The sequence below is a fragment of the Luteitalea sp. genome (assembly GCF_022842525.1).
In the GTDB taxonomy this organism is placed as follows: domain Bacteria; phylum Acidobacteriota; class Vicinamibacteria; order Vicinamibacterales; family Vicinamibacteraceae; genus Luteitalea.
On sequence record NZ_JALHPM010000150.1, the window covers coordinates 1 to 15,880 of the forward strand.

A 15,880-nucleotide genomic window follows, 5' to 3' on the forward strand; every position below is an offset into this window, starting at 1 on the left:
TCGCCGAACAGGCGCCCATGTGCAGGACGAGGTCGAAGTCGCCCAGCAGGCCGGACTCGAGCCGGTCCAGCAGGTCGCTGGCCTCGACGTAGTCTTCGAAATGCAGCGCCCGCAGGTTCTTCCACTTCGCGCTCGTCCCGAGGCGATCGGCGATGACGATGCGTGACGTGCCGCGGGCGTTCAGCCCCCATACCAGCGCCGACCCGATGAACCCGGCCCCGCCGGTCACCAGCACGCGCGCGCGTCCGAGATCGATCATTCAGACTCCCTCCGGGAGCGGCGACGGCCGGCTCGGAGAGCCGGCCCTACCCACGTTGGCGGGCGCGTGCGACTGGTACTGCAGTTCGTACAGGCGATGATAGATGCCCCGCAGCGCGAGCAGTTCCTGATGCGTGCCCGACTCGCGCAGTTCGCCACGGTGCAGGACGAGGATACGATCCATGTCCTGGATCGTCGAGAGGCGATGGGCGATGGCGATGGTCGTCCGCCCCTCCATCAGGACGTGGAGCGCATCGCGGATCAACATCTCGGTCTCGGTGTCGACGCTGGACGTCGCTTCGTCGAGGATGAGGATCTGCGGATCGAAGGCCAGCGCCCGGGCGAACGACAGCAGCTGCTTCTGCCCCACCGACAGCGTGGCACCGCGCTCGGCCACCGCGGTGTCGTAGCCCTGCGGGAGTTCGCGGATGAACGCATCGGCATGCACCGCCTCGGCCGCCGCGTGGACACGCGCGTCGCTGATGTCGTCGCGTCCGAGCCGGATGTTGCCGGCCACGGTCCCCGAGAACAGGTACACGTCCTGCAGCACGAGCGCGAAGTGCGACCGCAGGTCCGCGAGGGGCAGGTCACGCAGATCGGTGCCGTCGAGCGTGATGCGGCCGCTCGTGACGTCGTAGAACCGCAGCAGCAGGTTGATCAGCGTGCTCTTGCCCGATCCCGTCGCACCGACGATGCCGATGCGCTGGCCGGGCTCCACCGTGAACGACACGTGCTTGAGGACGTCGACGCCAGGCGTGTAGGCGAACGACACGTCGTCGACGACGATCCGGCCGGCCCCTGTCGCGCGCCGTTCGGTCGGGGCCGCCTGCCGCTGGCTGGCGGCCGACGCGGCCCCGAGGGGACGCGAGGCGTCCGTGATGCTGACGGGCGTGTCGATCAGGCCGAAGAGGCGCTCGGACGACGCCATCGCCGCCTGCAGCAGGTTGAACTTCTCCGACATGTCCGAGATCGGACGAAAGAACCGCTGCGCGTACTGAAGGAACGCCACCAGGGTGCCGATGGTGAGCGTGCCGGCCAGCACCCACCCGCCGCCGAACCACACGATCAGGGCCGTCGACAGCGCGCCGACCAGTTCGATGGCGGGATAGAAGACCGCGTAGTAGTAGATGGACCGCAGGTTGGCGTCGCGGTGCTCGCTGTTGACGTGGTCGAACTCCGCGAAGGCACGCTCCTCGCGCCGGAACAACTGCACCGTCGTCATGCCGGTGAGGTTCTCCTGGAGGAACGCGTTCAGGCGCGACACCCACGTGCGGACCTCGCGGTACGACTCGCGCACGTTGCGGCGGAACCACTGCGTCACCATCAGGATGAGTGGCAGGACGCAGAAGGTCAGCAACGCCAGCCGCCAGTCGAGCGAGACCAGGACGACGATGATGCCGAGCAGCGAGAGCACGTCGCCGAACACCGAGACGACGCCCGAGGTGAACAGGTCGTTGATGGCGTCCACGTCACTCGTGACGCGCGTCATCAGCCGGCCGACCGGATTGCGGTCGTAGTACGCGAGATCCAGCCGCTGCAGGTGGTCGAAGACCTGCCGCCGCATGTCGTACATGATCCGCTGCCCCAGCATCTGCAGCGTCGTCGTCTGGATGAACTCGGCGAGGAAGGCCCCGGCGAGCGTGCCGAGGTACAACAGCGCCACCACGCCGACGCCGGAGAGGTCACCGGTCGCGATGTGGCGGTCGATGGCGCGTTTGACGAGGATCGGCTGGGCCAGCTGGAAGCCCACCCCGGCGACGATGGCCACCAGCGCCAGGCACGCCCGGAGCTTGTAGGGCCGCAGGTAGCCGATCAGCCGACGCATCAACCGCGCGTCGTACGCCTTGCCGAGGATCTCGTCGTCTGGCGTCGACATCAGGAGACCGCCAGCTCGGCTTCGAGCTGCTGCTGGTGCACGAGTTCGCTGTACGGCCCGGCGGCCAGCGCCAGCTGCTCGTGACGCCCGCGTTCGACGATGCGGCCGGCCTCGAGGACGATGATCTGATCGGCGTGGCGGACGGCCGAGATGCGGTGGGCGACGATGATCGTCGTGCGGTTGGCCGTGACGGTGCGCAGCTTCCCCAGAATCTCTTCCTCGGTGTACGTGTCCACCGCCGACAGCGCGTCGTCGAACACCAGGACCGGGGCGCCGGTCATCAGGGCGCGGGCGATGGCGGTGCGCTGCTTCTGGCCACCCGAGAGCGTCAGGCCGCGCTCTCCCACCCGGGTCTGGTAGCCGTCGGCGAACTGGGCGACGTCCTTGTCGAGTCTGGCGATGGCCGCGGCGTCCTGCACCCGGCGCAGCCGCTCCTCGCCGGGCTCAGTGCCGACGCCGAACGCGATGTTCTCCTCCAGGGTCGTACTGAACAGGAACGTCTCCTGGGGCACGAAGGCGATCGCGCGGCGGAGATCGGCGAGCGGCACCTCGCGCACGTCGTGCCCGTCCAGGAACACCGTGCCCGGTGGCGGCTCGTAGAGGCGCACGAGCATGTGGACGAGCGACGACTTGCCGCTGCCGGTCGCGCCGACGATGGCGAGCGTCGACCCGGCCGGGACGTGGAGGTCGATGTCGTGCAGGACGACCGGGCCGTTGTCGTAGGCGAACGTCAGATGGCGCACGCGCAGGTCGCCGCGCACCGGCTGCGGCATCGGCTGCGCGGACGGGCGGTCGACGATGGACGGGGGTGTGTCGAAGACGTCGAGCATCCGCTGCCACGAGGCGAGGCCGCGCTGGAACATGTTGGTGACCCAGCCGAACGCGATGAGGGGCCAGGCCAGCTGGCCGAGATAGCCGTTGAAGGCGACGAACTCGCCGAGGGTCAGCTCGCCGCGAATCACCTCGCGTCCACCGAGGTACAGGAAGCCGACGATGGCGAGGCCGAAGCCGAAGGTCATGCTCGGGTAGAAGCAGGCCTGGAGGAGGATCAGGCGCCGGTTGCGAGCGACGTATTCGTCGTTGGCGGCGAGGAACTTGCGGCGTTCGGCCTCTTCCTGCCCGTACGCACGGACCACGCGCACGCCTGCGAGCGATTCCTGGGTGAGCGCGCTGATCTCGGCCAACTGGGCCTGGATGCGCTCGAACCGCGTGTGGATGGCCTGCCCGAAGTACTTGACCATGAAGGACACGAGCGGCAGGCCCGTGACGATCATCAGGGTCAACCGCGCGTCCAGCCAGAACATCATGGCCACCGCCGCGACGGCCAGCACGCTGGTGGACACGGCGTACATCGCCGCGGGGCCGGCCATCATCCGCACGGCGCCGAGGTCAGCCGACGCGCGCGACATGAGGTCGCCGGTGCGCGCCTTGTCGAAGTACTCGCGGGGAAACCGCTGCAGGTGCGCGAAGAAATCGCTGCGCAGGTCGTACTCGACGCGCCGGGAGGCGCCGATGATCAGCCGGCGCATGGCATAGCGGAACACACCGCCGCACATCGAGATGGCGAGCAGGGCCGCGGAGTAGATGCCGAGCTTGCTGCGCGTCACGCCGAGCGTGAGGTCGTCGACGGCGTACTTCAGCACCCACGGCGTCAGCAGGGTGAAGAGGTTGGAGAAGACGGCGCACATCAGGCCGAGCAGGATGGGGCGCCGGGAACGGCCGAGGTACGGCAGCAACCGGCGCAAGGCGGCAAGCACCTGATGATTATAGGAGCCGGGCACCGGGCACCGGCACGGCCGTTCGACGCCCCCCTATTGTCCCTGGTCCGTCCGTCCGATAGGGCTCGGTATGAAGGTGCGACGCATTCTCCACGGCCTGGGCGCGGCGGGCGCCCTTCTGCTGCTCGCGGCCAGCCCGGCGGCGGCGCAGTACACGACGTTCAACCAGCCGGATCCGGCCACGGGCGAGAAGTACCACGTGGAACTGGCCTTCGGACTCTGGAACCCCACGCCCGAGATCATCTTCTCGAGCGAGCAGTTCGGCATCCCGGGCAGCGATATCTCCCTGCAGGAAGATCTGGACGCCGCCAAGAAGACGTTTCGTGACTTCCGGCTCGTGCTGCGCCCGGCGCGCAAGCACAAGTTCCGCGCCGAGTACGTGCCCATCAAGTACGAGGTGGACACGGTGCTCCGCCGATCCATCATCTTCAACGGCAATCTCTACCAGGTGGGACTGCCGGTGCAGGGCGCGCTGAAGTGGGACGCGTGGCGGTTCGGGTACGAGTACGACTTCATCTACCGCGACCGTGGGTTCCTCGGCATCATCGCCGAGGCCAAGTACACCCACGTGTCGGCGGACCTGGCCTCGCCGCTCGTCAGCGAATTCGCCGAGGCGCGGGCGCCGATTCCGGCGCTCGGCCTGGTCGGTCGCGGCTACCTGCTGCCGAACCTGGCGATCACCGGCGAGTTCACCGGCTTCAGGTTGCCGGAGAGCGACAGCCGTGACTACAGCGGCCGGTACTACGACTTCGACATCTACGCGACGCTCAACTTCACCAACAACGTCGGCGTCACCGGCGGCTACCGCCGCCTCACGCTCGGCTATCAGGTGGAGAACGACTTCGGGGACTTCCGCATGAAGGGCCTGTACGTGATGGGCGTGGCCCGCTTCTAGACCACAGGCGGCGCTACCTCGTGGCGATCCACGCCGCCAGGTAGCGCTGGTCACCGTTGCCGGGTGACACCTGCGCCGGACGGAACCCGCCGCGCGCCCGCAGGCGCACACGCCCCTGCTCAGGTCGCAGCGTCACCAGGCGCGTCTCCCCCGCCGCGAGTCGGATCTCCTCCTCGCCCGCCCCCGACCACGTCACCACGACATCCGCGGCACCGGCGCGCAGCGAGACCGCCACCGGGGCCGATGAGGGCAGGCCGATGGTGACGTCGCTGTCCCCCGCCAGCCAGGCACCGTCGGGCTCCGCGTAGATCCCGGTCTCCGGCAACAACCAGACGCCTGCGCCCAGAGGGGCCGCCTGTGTGGCGACCCGCGCGCGCGGCGGCACGCGCACGGCATCGGCCACGAGCCAGGTGCGTCCGTGGGCAACCGCTGCCTCCCGCGAGCCCTTGACGACGAGCCCTGCGACCGGGAGGCCCAGTTCGAAGGGCGGGGAGCAGCGGGCCGTCGAGGCATCCAGGTCCATCAGGAAGCGCGTCGCGCGGCCTTCGCCGAGGGTCACGCCGAGTCGGGCGCCCGGCCCGGTGACGTCGGTGCACACGCGATACCGGCCAGCCGGGAGGCGGTCGAGCCGCAGCACCGTGTAGTCCGACGCTCCCCGCTGGCGACGCCCCTCGAGGTCGATCTCGAACCACGCCCGCGTCCGTCCTCGCGGCGGCGGCGAGATGGTGACGAGCCACGGGGCCGCCGCTGCCGCGCGGGCCTCCAGGTACCGGACCTGCGAGTGCTCGGGCGCCAGGCCCGAGACACCGCGCGCCGTCCAGATCGCCGTCGAGGCGGCCGGCACGGCGACGGCCACGCTCAGCAGCGACACGAACCCATCGAGCCGTCCTCGTCGTTCGAGGCGCCGCCACAGCCCCCACACGGCTGCCGCGCTGATCGCCCAGATCGCGACATCGCGCAGGACCACGCCCGGGGCGTCGCGATGCGCGGCCGGCAGCGCCGCGACGAGATCGACCAGCGGACTCACCCACACGGCCCACTGCGCTCGTCCATCACGCGTGTTGTAGGCCAGGGCGCCCTGCTCCACGACGACCAGCAGCGCCGTGAACGCCAGGGACACCAGCAGCAGCCCGACGACGGCGTGCCTCGACGCCCGCGTGCGCAGCGACTGCCACCCCAGCGCGATCCACGGCGCCAGCGGCAGCACCAGCGGCGCGAGGAAGCGGGCGGGCGCCGAGAGTCCGCCCCACCACATGCGATACGCGGCGACGACACACGTGTACGCGAGGCCGAGGGCGATCACCGTCAGGGCCACGCCCCAGATGCGCGGCGCCCCCTGGCGCACGGCCGGCCGCAGCGACACCAGCGCCACGAGGAGCACGGGGGCACTCGCCAGCAGGCCGAACTGCTGGTCGAACAGCAGGCCCGGGAGCCCGGGGCGCAGGTGCGCCAGCGCCATCTGCGTGTAGGCGCCATACGGCGCCGACGGACTCGGCGTGCCGTAGACCGCGACGAAGAAGCCGAACCACGCCACGGCCAGCACCGCCGCCGGCGCGACGAACGCGACCAGCGCCCGCACGTCGCGGCGCCATGCCAGCCTTGCGACGAACGCCGCGCCGAGCCCGACCGACAGCAGGGCATAGCGCGTGTGCAGCCACGGCAGCAGCCCGAGGGCGAGGGCGGCCAGCACCAGGCCACGCCGATCGGGCCCTGTCGTGACAAGCGCCCAGAGGGCGACCAGCGTCAGCAGCGACGCGGGCGCGTCCGGAAAGATGGCCGCCCCGTGGAGGAAGAACGGCGCGCCCCCGACGGTGGCCAGGGTGCCCAACCAGCTGGCGTGGACGTCCTGCGTGACCGCCCAGCTGACCTGCCACGCCAGCCACGCACCGATCATCGCCAGCAGCACCATCGTCGCCACCGCACCGCCATACCCGGCCAGGGCGACACCAGGCACGAGCAGCACCGGCAGGCCAGGCGCGTGGACGGAGTAGATGGCGCCGTTGTGGCCGCGCGCGAGATAGCTCGGCGGCAACACGGTGGCGTGGTAGGCGGCGTAGTCGGCGCGGGTGTGGTTGTTCTCGATCTGGAGATCGCCGTCGAGCCAGAGGCTCTGCGCGATGATCAGATAGTCGGGCTCATCGCCGCGCGGGTGCTGCGGCGCGGTGTGCCAGGCCGTGGCGACCAGGGCGACGCCCGTGACGAGGCCGGCGACCAGCGGCGCGCGCGTCGGCGACGCCACGAGGCCCTGGATCGGCCTCGCCAGCGCCGCGAATGCGTCAGCGTACACGTACGCAACCACGGCGAGCCACCAGGCGACGGCCAGGGGGCCCGTCCAGACGAGCAGCGCGGGTGTCAGCGGCAGCGGCAGCCAGGGCAGCACCACCGGCAGCCCGAGGAGGGCCGTCCGCGCGAGCGAGCGCCACGGGCGGGCGGCGCGGGCGCCGACCGCCGACAGGGCGAGCAGCGGCAGGAAGAACAGCAGGAGGGTGGCGGGGGCGCCGAGCAGCCCGATGCGCGCGGGCTCGTCGAGCGACCGGACCGTGACGATCCCCGTCGCCAGCCAGCCCGCCAACGCGAGTGCCGCGGCGGTCAACAGCGGCACCAGGGCGGGCATCGGGCGGCATGCTACCATACGCCCCCATGCCGTCCGGACGCGCCGCGACATGGAGCGGCCGCCTGGTGCTGGGGGTGCTCCTGGCCGTCGCCATGACCTGGCCGATGGCCCTCAAGTTCGACCGCTCCGCCCGCCTGAACTTCGGCGATGGCGAATGGAGCGTGTGGAACGTGACCTGGGTCGCTCACGCCCTCACCACGAACCCGACGGCCCTGTTCCAGGCCAACATTTTCCATCCCGATCGCGACACGCTCGCCTACTCCGAGGCCAACGTGGTCACCGGTGCGCTCGGCGCGCCGTTTCACGTCGCGACCGGCGGCAACCCCTACGCCACGCACAACGGCGCCATCCTGACCGCCCTGGTGCTCGCCTTCCTGTTCGCCTGGGGCTTTGCCGAGACGCTCGGCGCATCGGCCGGGGCCGCCGCGGCGTTCGCCGTCGCGTTCACCTACTGCCCGTATCTGTTCGCGCGCACGGCGCACATCCAGTTGATGATGACGTTCGGCCTGCCGCTGGCCCTGCAGGCGTTCCATCGCGTGCTGGTGCAGCCGACACCGGGCCGGGGCGTGTGGCTCGGCGTCACGCTGGCCATCCAGGCGCTGGCGTGCGCGTACTTCGGCATCTTCGCCGGGCTGACCGTCGGGCTCGGCACGCTCTTCTACGGCTACACCCGCCGTCTCTGGCGCGTCCGCGCCTACTGGGTGGCCATCAGCCTCGGCGCCATCGTCAGCGTCGGCATCGTCGGGCCGTTCTTCCTGCCGTACATCCGCGTGCAGAAGGAACTCGGCTTCACGCGACTGCTCGAGGACGCCGCGATGTATTCCGCTGACTGGCAGGCCTGGCTGGCCTCGTCGGCATGGGCGCACCGCTGGATGCTGCCGTGGCTGGAGCGCTGGAACGAGGTGCTGTTCCCGGGCTTCCTGCTGACCGTGCTCGGTCTCGCCGGGCTGTGGGTGGGAGCGCGCCGGACCGCCACCCACACGTCATCGGATGTCCGACTCCCGATTCCCGACTCCCGATTCCCGGTCGATGACGATGTCCCGCTGGCCCCGGCGCATCGGCGCGAAACCACGGCGTTCTACGGGCTCGTGGGCCTGATCGCGTTCTGGGGCAGCTTCGGGCCGAAGGCCGGCCTGTACACCGTGCTGTACCACACGATCCCGGTCTTCACGTTCCTGCGGGCGCCAGGACGCTTCGGCATTCTCGTGGTCCTCGCGCTCGGCGTGCTCGCCCTCGTGGCGCTGCAGACATGGCTGGAGCGACGCCCCGCCCGCACGCAACTGATGGCCGGCTCGCTGGTCGCGGTCCTCTTCGCCGCGGAGTACACGACGGCACCGATTCGGCTCGAGGACGCCGCCCCGACGCCGGAAGCGCATCGCCGACTCGCCACCCTGCCCCCCGGCGCCGTCGTCGAACTGCCGTTCTGGTACATCCGCAGCGACTTCCCGCGGCACTCCCGATACATGCTGCTGTCGACGTATCACTGGCACCCGCTGGTGAACGGCTACAGCGATCACATTCCCCAGTGGTTCCGCGACGAGGTCGTGCGCATCAGCAGCTTCCCCACCGCGGAGTCGCTGCAGATCGTGGTCGGTCGCCACCAGGCGAAGTACGCCATCTTCCACTCGCGCTACTACGACGGCCGGAGTCGCCAGCGACTGCGCGAGCGCCTCGAGCAGTACCGGGAGTTCGTCCGACCGATCATCAGCGAAGGCGACGTGTGGCTCTACGAGATCGTCGGGGCGCCGCGCTAGGGTTCTTCGTGCTGCTCGCGCTGGCGCACACGTGGCCGCTGGTCACGGCGCCGGCGACGCTCTCGCGCACCGACAGCGCCGATGGGCTGCTGAACCAGTGGATTCTCGGCTGGGTGGCCCACGCCCTCGTCACGCACCCGCTGGCACTCTTCGACGCCAACATCTTCTTCCCCGAGCCGCGGACGCTGGCCTTCTCCGAGCACCTCATGGTGCCCGCGCTGTTCTCGGCCCCGGTCTTCTGGCTCGGTGGCTCACCGGTCCTCGCCTACAACCTCACGCTCTGGATCGGACTGGCCCTGACCGGCTGGACGACGGCACTGGTGCTGCATCGCTGGACGGGCGACTGGCCCGCGGCATTGATGGCGGGCAGCCTCGCGGCCTTCAACACCGACACCCTCACACGCATGGCGCACATCCAGGCCATGCACGTCGAGTTCCTGCCCCTCGCGATGCTGGCGCTCGACGATGTGCTGCGTCGCGGCGCGCGGCGCGATGCCCTGCGACTGGGCGCCTGGACGGCCCTGCAGATGCTCTGCTCGGGCTATCTGCTCGTCATGACCGCCATGGCGCTGGTGGTCGGCGCGCTGATGCGCGTGGGCGAGTGGACTGGCGCGCGGCTGCGGTCACGACTGCCGCAGCTCGTTGTCGCGGCGGTCGTCGCCGGCGTCGTGTGTGCGCCGTTCCTGTTCCAGTACTACCGCGTGCAGCACGACCAGGGCCTGACGCGGTCGGTGGATGAAGTGCGGCTCTATTCCGGCGTGTGGCAGAACTTCGTGGCCACAGGAGCGCGCCTCCACTTCGAGACATGGAACGCGTCCCTCTTCCGCGCCGCGAACTCGGCGGGTTTCCCCGGTGTGCTGCCCTGGGTCTTCGCCCTCGTGGCGGTCGCCACCGGTCTCGCGTGGCGCGATGCGCGGGCCCGCATGTGGCTCGGCATCGGTGTCGTCGGGGCGGCGCTCAGCTTCGGTCCGTCGCTGCCGGGGTACGCACTGCTCTACGAGGCGATCCCGCTGCTGCAGGGGATCCGTGCCGTGGCACGCTTCTCCCTGTTGCCACTGCTGGCCGTGGGGGTGCTCGCGGCGTTCGGCCTTGCGTGGCTCAGAACGCGCCTGCAGACGGACGCCCGTTCGCGGCGTGTCGCGCAGGCCCTGGGCATCTTCGCGGTGGTGGGCGTCAACGTGGAGAATGCCCGGGCGCCGATGGCATTCGTGCGCTTCGACGGCATTCCGGCGGTGTATGCGGCCCTGGCGCAGGCGCCCGACGCGGTGGTGGCCGAGTTGCCGTTCCCCGAACCCGGACGGGTCGCAGCCAACGCCGCAGCCGTGCAGGCCTCCACGGCGCACTGGCGTCCGCTGCTCAACGGCTACTCGGGCTACACACCGAAGAGCTATGTCGATCACTATCTTGCGTTCCAGGGGTTTCCGGATCCTTCGGCCGTCGAGGCCCTCCGCCGAGCCGGAGTCACGCACATCGTGGTCGATGTCGCGAAGGTGCCGGATGCCGTGGCCGCCCTGCAGAAGGTCGATGGCATCACGCTGATCGCGTCGGACGCGCGACGACGGATTTACAGGATCGTGGGGAGGACCCGTTCTCCGAACGGCCCGTGACCTCGCCACACGTTGACGACAATACCAGTGACGGCCGGCTCGGAGAGCCAGCCCTGCCCACGCACAATGCCGACACCATCCGACAAGGCGTCACGCTTCACCGAGTCCGTCATCCGCGAGATGACGCGCGTCGCGCTGGCGCACGGCGCCATCAACCTGTCGCAGGGCTTCCCCGACTTTCCCGCCCCGGACGAGGTCAAGGCGGCGGCGATGCGTGCGGTCGCCGACGACGTCAACCAGTACGCGGTCACCTGGGGATCGCCGTCGCTGCGGACGTCGATTGGCGAACACATGCAGCGCCACTACGACGTGGCCGTCGAGCCGGACCGTCAGGTCACCGTCTGCTGCGGATCCACCGAGGCGATGATCGCCACGTTGCTCGCGACGGTGAATCCCGGCGACGAGGTCATCGTCTTCGAGCCGTACTACGAGAACTACGGTCCCGACGCCATCCTGTCTGGCGCCACGCCGCGCTACGTGCGCCTGCACGAGCCCGACTGGTCGATCGACCCCGATGAACTGCGCGCCGCCGTCACGCCGAAGACGCGCGCGCTCATCCTGAACTCGCCGCACAACCCGACCGGCAAGGTCTTCAGGCGCGACGAACTGGCGCTGGTCGCCTCGGTCTGCCAGGAGCACGACCTGCTGGCCATCACCGACGAGATCTACGAGTTCATCGTCTACGGCGAGGCACGGCACGTCCCGCTGTGCACGTTGCCGGGCATGGCCGATCGCACGGTGACGATCAGCAGTCTCTCCAAGTCGTTCAGCGTCACGGGCTGGCGCGTCGGCTGGGCCATCGCGCCGCCGCACCTGGCCGGCGCCATCCGCAAGGTGCACGACTTCCTGACGGTCGGCGCCCCGGCTCCCCTGCAGGAGGCCGCGGCCTTCGCGCTGCGCCTGCCCGAGGCGTACTTCGCCTCACTCGCCTCGCACTACGACAGCCGCCGCCAGCGGTGCGTGGGCATGCTGGAGCGATGCGGCTTCGCCCCGCACGTGCCGGCGGGCGCGTACTACGTGATGACCGACATCCGCGAACCGCTCGCGCGCGCACGGCGCCGCGGGACGGCGGTCGACGTCAGAGACGATGCGAGTGCGGCGCGATGGCTGGCGAGCGAGGTGGGCGTGGCAGCGGTGCCAGGCAGCAGTTTCTACCGTGCGGGCACCGGCGGCCGAGACTGCCTGCGCTTCTGCTTCTGCAAGAAGGAGGAGACGCTCGCCGCCGCCGAGGAGCGCTTGTTCCGGATGTTCCTGGGGTAGAGCGCCCCTACCCGCCGGCCTGGCCGCCGCCCTGGCCGCCTGCGCGCGTCACCCAGACATGCGCCAGCAGCGGCAGCAACACGACCTGGGCGAGGGCCGCCAGCAGGCCGGGCAGCATCGCCGCCTGCAGATAGGCCGGTAGCGACGTCGAGATGGCACCCGTGAACACCATCACCGCCAGGAACACCACCCGGCCGCCGATGACCGCCGCCAGTGCCGCCTGCAGGCGTCCCCGCTGCAGCACCTCGACGAAGTACCCGGCGATGGCGCCGTAGGCCGCCAGTTCGAACGTCATCGACGGCAGCACCGCAGGGCGAGGCATGCCGGCGATCAGGTAGCTGACGATCGGCGACGCCGCGCCGATCACGAGGCCCGAGCGCCAGCCGTAGACGAGCCCCGCGAGGATGGCCGGCCAGTGCATCGGCAGCAGGCGGCGCACCGGCAGGCCCAGCAGGTGGATGACCGCGGGCAGGGCCCACGCGGCGCAGAGCACCAGGGCGAACTGAATGGTCAGCGCGCGGGGCTGCCGGGCAGGCAGCGTCCAGACGGACGCAGGGGCGGACAGAGTCTGGGACACGCCGGGATTGTGGCGTGTCCGCGCCATCGGCGCAAGGGCCGCGACGGCTACTCGGCGAGCACGTCCTGGTAGAGCCGGCGGTAGTCGGCGGCCGTCCCGAGGATCTTCTTCACGTACATCTGCGTTTCCGGGAACGGGATGTCGTCGATGAACTCGGCCTGTTCGAGCGGACCGCGCTCGGCCTTCCAGCGGATGACGCGTCCGGCGCCGGCGTTGTAGCCGGCCAGAGCAAAGTGCACGCCGCCGAGATTGCGGACCAGCGTGGCGAAGTAGCGCGTGCCGAAGCGGACGTTGGTCTCCGGATTGGTCAGCATCTGCGTACGGAACCGCGGTACGCCCTCGGCGCGGGCCAGCTGGCGTCCGGTCGTCGGCAGGATCTGCATCAGCCCCCACGCATTGGCCGGCGACCGCACGTCGGCGACGTAGGACGACTCCTGACCGATCAGCGCCGCGACGATGAACGGATCGAGATCGTGCTGCGACGCGTAGCGCTTGATGAGCGGCACGTACTCCAGCGGAAAGATCACTTCCTGGATCTCGCGGGGCAGCGCGTCGCCCTCCACCGACAGGTACTGCGGGTAGGCCTGGCGCATCGTGTTGATGGCCGGGCGAATCTCTCCCTGCTGCCGGTAGACCCAGGCCAGCGTCGCGTCGAGGCGGGGCGTTCGGCCGTGGGCCCGCTGCGCGTGCTTCATCTCTTCGACGGCCTCGTCGAACAGGCCGGCCGACACGAGCCAGGTGATGAGCTCGGCACTCGGCGGCGGCTCGGTGGCGACCATGGTCGCGTCCTGGGGCGTCGGCTCGATCGGATCGTCGACCGTCGCATCGCGGTCGCCGCCGTCGACAGAGGCGACCACGACATCTGGCGCCAGGGCCGATCGGTCGCTCGGCAGCGGCGCGCCAAGCCGGGTCAGCGCCTCGTTGGCGAGGCGGCCGTAGTAGGAGTGGAAGTAGTCGACGGCGGCGAGCGTCAACCGCTGGGTCGCGCCGGTGCGATCGCCGAGGTGCTCACGGCCGCGACCGGCCCAGTACAGCCACGCCGGCCGGGTGTTGGCGCGCGGGATGCTCGACGCCGCGAGTTCGAAGACGCGAACGGCCTCGTCGAACTGATCGGCCCGATAGCTGGCCCAGCCGTACTTCCACGCGGCGCGCTCGGCGTAACGGCCCGAGGGATTGCGATCGAAGAGCCGGCGGAACACCGCGGCTGCTTCGGCGTCCGCATCCGCCTTCAGCAGCTGGGTGCCGCGTTCGTTCAGCGCCCGCTCCACCCAGGCGTCGGCACTGGTGCCCGGGGTGATGGCGGCCAACGTGTCGAGCGCGGCACGGTACTCGTCCATCCGTCCCTGCTCGCGCAGGGCCGACGCCACGAAGTACTGCGCCTCGCCGCCCCCGACGCCGCGCGACGCCAGGTCGGTCAGCGTCTCCAGCACACTCGGGCACCGGCGCTGCGCGCACGCCGCCTGTGCCAGCCGCAGCTGCACACGGTCGCGACGCCCCTGCGCCTCGGCGGCGTCGGCGCTTGCGGGCAGCAGCGCGGCCAACTGCTTCAGCGCGGCCTCGGCATCGGCAGCACGTCCGGCCGCCAGCAGCGCCTCCGCGCGTGTGAGGTCATGCGGAAAGGCGTCGGGCGTCCCCACCGCGGCCGTCTGCAGCGTGGTCTTGGCCTGGCGCAGCGCCGACGTGGCGAGCGCACTGGTCGGGAACTCGTAGTAGAGCCGGAGCCACAGCCGAGCAGCGTCCTGGGGACGTCCCGCGGCGCGCGTCGCGGTCGCCCACTGATCGAGGACGACATCGCGATTGCTGGTGAGGCCCGGATACAAATCTTCGAGCAGGGCGGCGGCCCCGGCGGCATCGTCCAGGCTGAGGGCCGCTTCGGCCTCGGCCGACAGGGCGAGCTGGCGAAGGCGACCGGCGCTGAGCGATGTCCGCAGGGCCGTCAGGCGGGCGCGCGCGGGCCCTGGACGACGGAGGCGGAGATCCGAGAGGGCGCGGTAGTACTCGGCGTAGGCGTCGAGGGGCGTCCCGGCCAGCTGGGCCGACTGCAGCGCGGCGGCTGCCTCGTCGTAGCGACTGGCGCGCACCGCGTCCGCGGCGGTGCGCAGGGCCCTCACGCCAGGCTGCTGGGCGATGCGGCGGCGCTCGGCGGCAGCGGGCACCAGCCAGGCGTCTTCGATCCGCGATGGGACGGGCGGATGCGCCGTCGGCGCGAGTTGCGCCGCGGCGCGGGGCGTGTAGGAAACCCGGGGCGCCCACGGCCCTCCGATCAACCCGGCTGAGATGACGAGAGCCATCCCGGCCGTCGCCAGCCACACGCCTCGGCGCGTGGGACGAGGCGGCGTGTGCGGGGCGGGGCTGGGCATCGATCTCCTCTAGGAACCGGTCTTGAGCAGTGTCGCGTCGCCGTTGGCCAGCGTGCGCACGATCTCCTCGTCGAACAGCGTCTCGCGACCCGGCAGTGCCTCCGGCACGCGCTGGGTGTACTGGCGACGGGCGCGTTCGATGTCGCTACCGAGGCGCGTGCCCAGATCGCCGTGGGCGCGCCCCTCCATCACGTCCGCCTCGCGATTCAGACGAATCTCCGAGACGAGTAGCCGCGCCACGCGCCGGGCTTGTTCGATGGCATCGCCCATCGACGTCTCGAGTGTGGGCCGCTGCACCACGCGCAGGTGCGGGGGCATCGGCACGACCACATCCGGGCGCTGCGTGCGGGCGTAGCCGGCGGCGCGCATGGCGGTGAGCGTTTCGAGGCAGCGGGCGGCGTGCCGCGCGAGAATCTCGACGGCGTCGGTCCAGCCGGGGACCAGCGCCTGGGCGTCGGTGCCGCCATCGGCATAGACGAGCGCGGCCGACTGGCCGCCGATGGCCACCGGGACGGCCAGCCCCTGCTGCCCGTCGGGGAGCGGGGCCAGTCCGAGCACGGGACCGTCCACGGACGCCTCGACCATGGCCGGCGCGGCGCTGTCGAGGATGGCCTTGAGGTCGGCATGGTCGGGCAGGTGCAGGTCGGCGCCGATGCCGGGCGCGTCCTGCGGGAAGCCGCTGCGTCGCCACACGCGGGCGCGGTCCTCCTGGAACACGAGGACGGCGCTGCGGGGTGTCTGCGCGGCGAGCCCTTCACTGAGGGCGTCCAGCACCTCGCTCAAGGTCGTCGCGTCGTCCATGCCGCTGATGGCGTGCGCAAGGGCCTGGACGCGGCCGGCGACGTCCTGGCGGGCCAGCTGGGTGGACTCGAGGAGTGCGGCGGCCTTGCCCTGCTCGTTC

General features: G+C 70.7%; 11 protein-coding genes. 4 read left to right on the plus strand and 7 right to left on the minus strand.

The annotated features are described in order from the left end of the window. The 3 genes from Q0C41_RS23120 to Q0C41_RS23130 form a co-directional block, all read right to left on the minus strand. Positions 1-259, minus strand: a 259-nt coding sequence (locus Q0C41_RS23120; RefSeq protein WP_291987825.1) for an NAD-dependent epimerase/dehydratase family protein, incomplete at its 3' end; no start/stop codon positions are given. After that, the gene (locus tag Q0C41_RS23125; RefSeq protein ID WP_291987827.1) at positions 260-2,134 is read right to left on the minus strand and encodes an ABC transporter ATP-binding protein; all 1,875 of its coding nucleotides are present in this window, start codon (positions 2,132-2,134) and stop codon (positions 260-262) included. Further along, complete coding sequence (locus Q0C41_RS23130) at positions 2,134-3,891, minus strand: ABC transporter ATP-binding protein (RefSeq protein WP_291987829.1); 1,758 nt, start codon at positions 3,889-3,891, stop codon at positions 2,134-2,136. The genes Q0C41_RS23125 and Q0C41_RS23130 overlap by 1 nt, the downstream gene beginning before the upstream one ends. 91 nt (positions 3,892-3,982) lie before the next feature. On the opposite strand from Q0C41_RS23130, the gene Q0C41_RS23135 reads away from it, so the two are divergent. Beyond that, positions 3,983-4,807 carry a hypothetical protein gene (locus Q0C41_RS23135; RefSeq protein WP_291987831.1) on the plus strand — a complete coding sequence of 275 codons (825 nt, stop codon included), beginning with the start codon at positions 3,983-3,985 and terminating at the stop codon, positions 4,805-4,807. Between the two features lie 13 nt (positions 4,808-4,820). On the opposite strand, the gene Q0C41_RS23140 is transcribed toward Q0C41_RS23135, so the two are convergent. After that, positions 4,821-7,421, minus strand: coding sequence for a hypothetical protein (locus Q0C41_RS23140; protein WP_291987833.1), 2,601 nt, complete (start codon positions 7,419-7,421; stop codon positions 4,821-4,823). Between the two features lie 26 nt (positions 7,422-7,447). Between Q0C41_RS23140 and Q0C41_RS23145 the strand changes: the two genes are divergently transcribed. The 3 genes from Q0C41_RS23145 to Q0C41_RS23155 all read left to right on the plus strand — a co-directional run bounded on the left by Q0C41_RS23145 (position 7,448) and on the right by Q0C41_RS23155 (position 12,042). Further along, on the plus strand, positions 7,448-9,175 hold the full coding sequence (locus Q0C41_RS23145) for a hypothetical protein (protein WP_291987835.1): 1,728 nt from the start codon (positions 7,448-7,450) through the stop codon (positions 9,173-9,175). Positions 9,176-9,183: 8 nt separating this feature from the next. After that, positions 9,184-10,782: a hypothetical protein gene (locus Q0C41_RS23150; RefSeq protein ID WP_291987837.1), complete on the plus strand. Its 1,599-nt coding sequence runs from the start codon at positions 9,184-9,186 to the stop codon at positions 10,780-10,782. A 66-nt stretch (positions 10,783-10,848) separates the two neighbouring features. Further along, positions 10,849-12,042, plus strand: a complete 1,194-nt coding sequence (locus tag Q0C41_RS23155; RefSeq protein WP_291987839.1) for an aminotransferase class I/II-fold pyridoxal phosphate-dependent enzyme — start codon at positions 10,849-10,851, stop codon at positions 12,040-12,042. Between the two features lie 7 nt (positions 12,043-12,049). On the opposite strand, the gene Q0C41_RS23160 is transcribed toward Q0C41_RS23155, so the two are convergent. The 3 genes from Q0C41_RS23160 to Q0C41_RS23170 all read right to left on the minus strand — a co-directional run. Next, positions 12,050-12,619 carry an ECF transporter S component gene (locus Q0C41_RS23160; RefSeq protein ID WP_291987841.1) on the minus strand — a complete coding sequence of 190 codons (570 nt, stop codon included), beginning with the start codon at positions 12,617-12,619 and terminating at the stop codon, positions 12,050-12,052. A gap of 47 nt (positions 12,620-12,666) precedes the next feature. Further along, positions 12,667-14,979, minus strand: a complete 2,313-nt coding sequence (locus Q0C41_RS23165) for a lytic transglycosylase domain-containing protein (RefSeq protein WP_291987843.1) — start codon at positions 14,977-14,979, stop codon at positions 12,667-12,669. A gap of 9 nt (positions 14,980-14,988) precedes the next feature. Continuing rightward, positions 14,989-15,880, minus strand: an 892-nt coding sequence (locus Q0C41_RS23170; RefSeq protein WP_291987845.1) for a hypothetical protein, incomplete at its 5' end; no start/stop codon positions are given.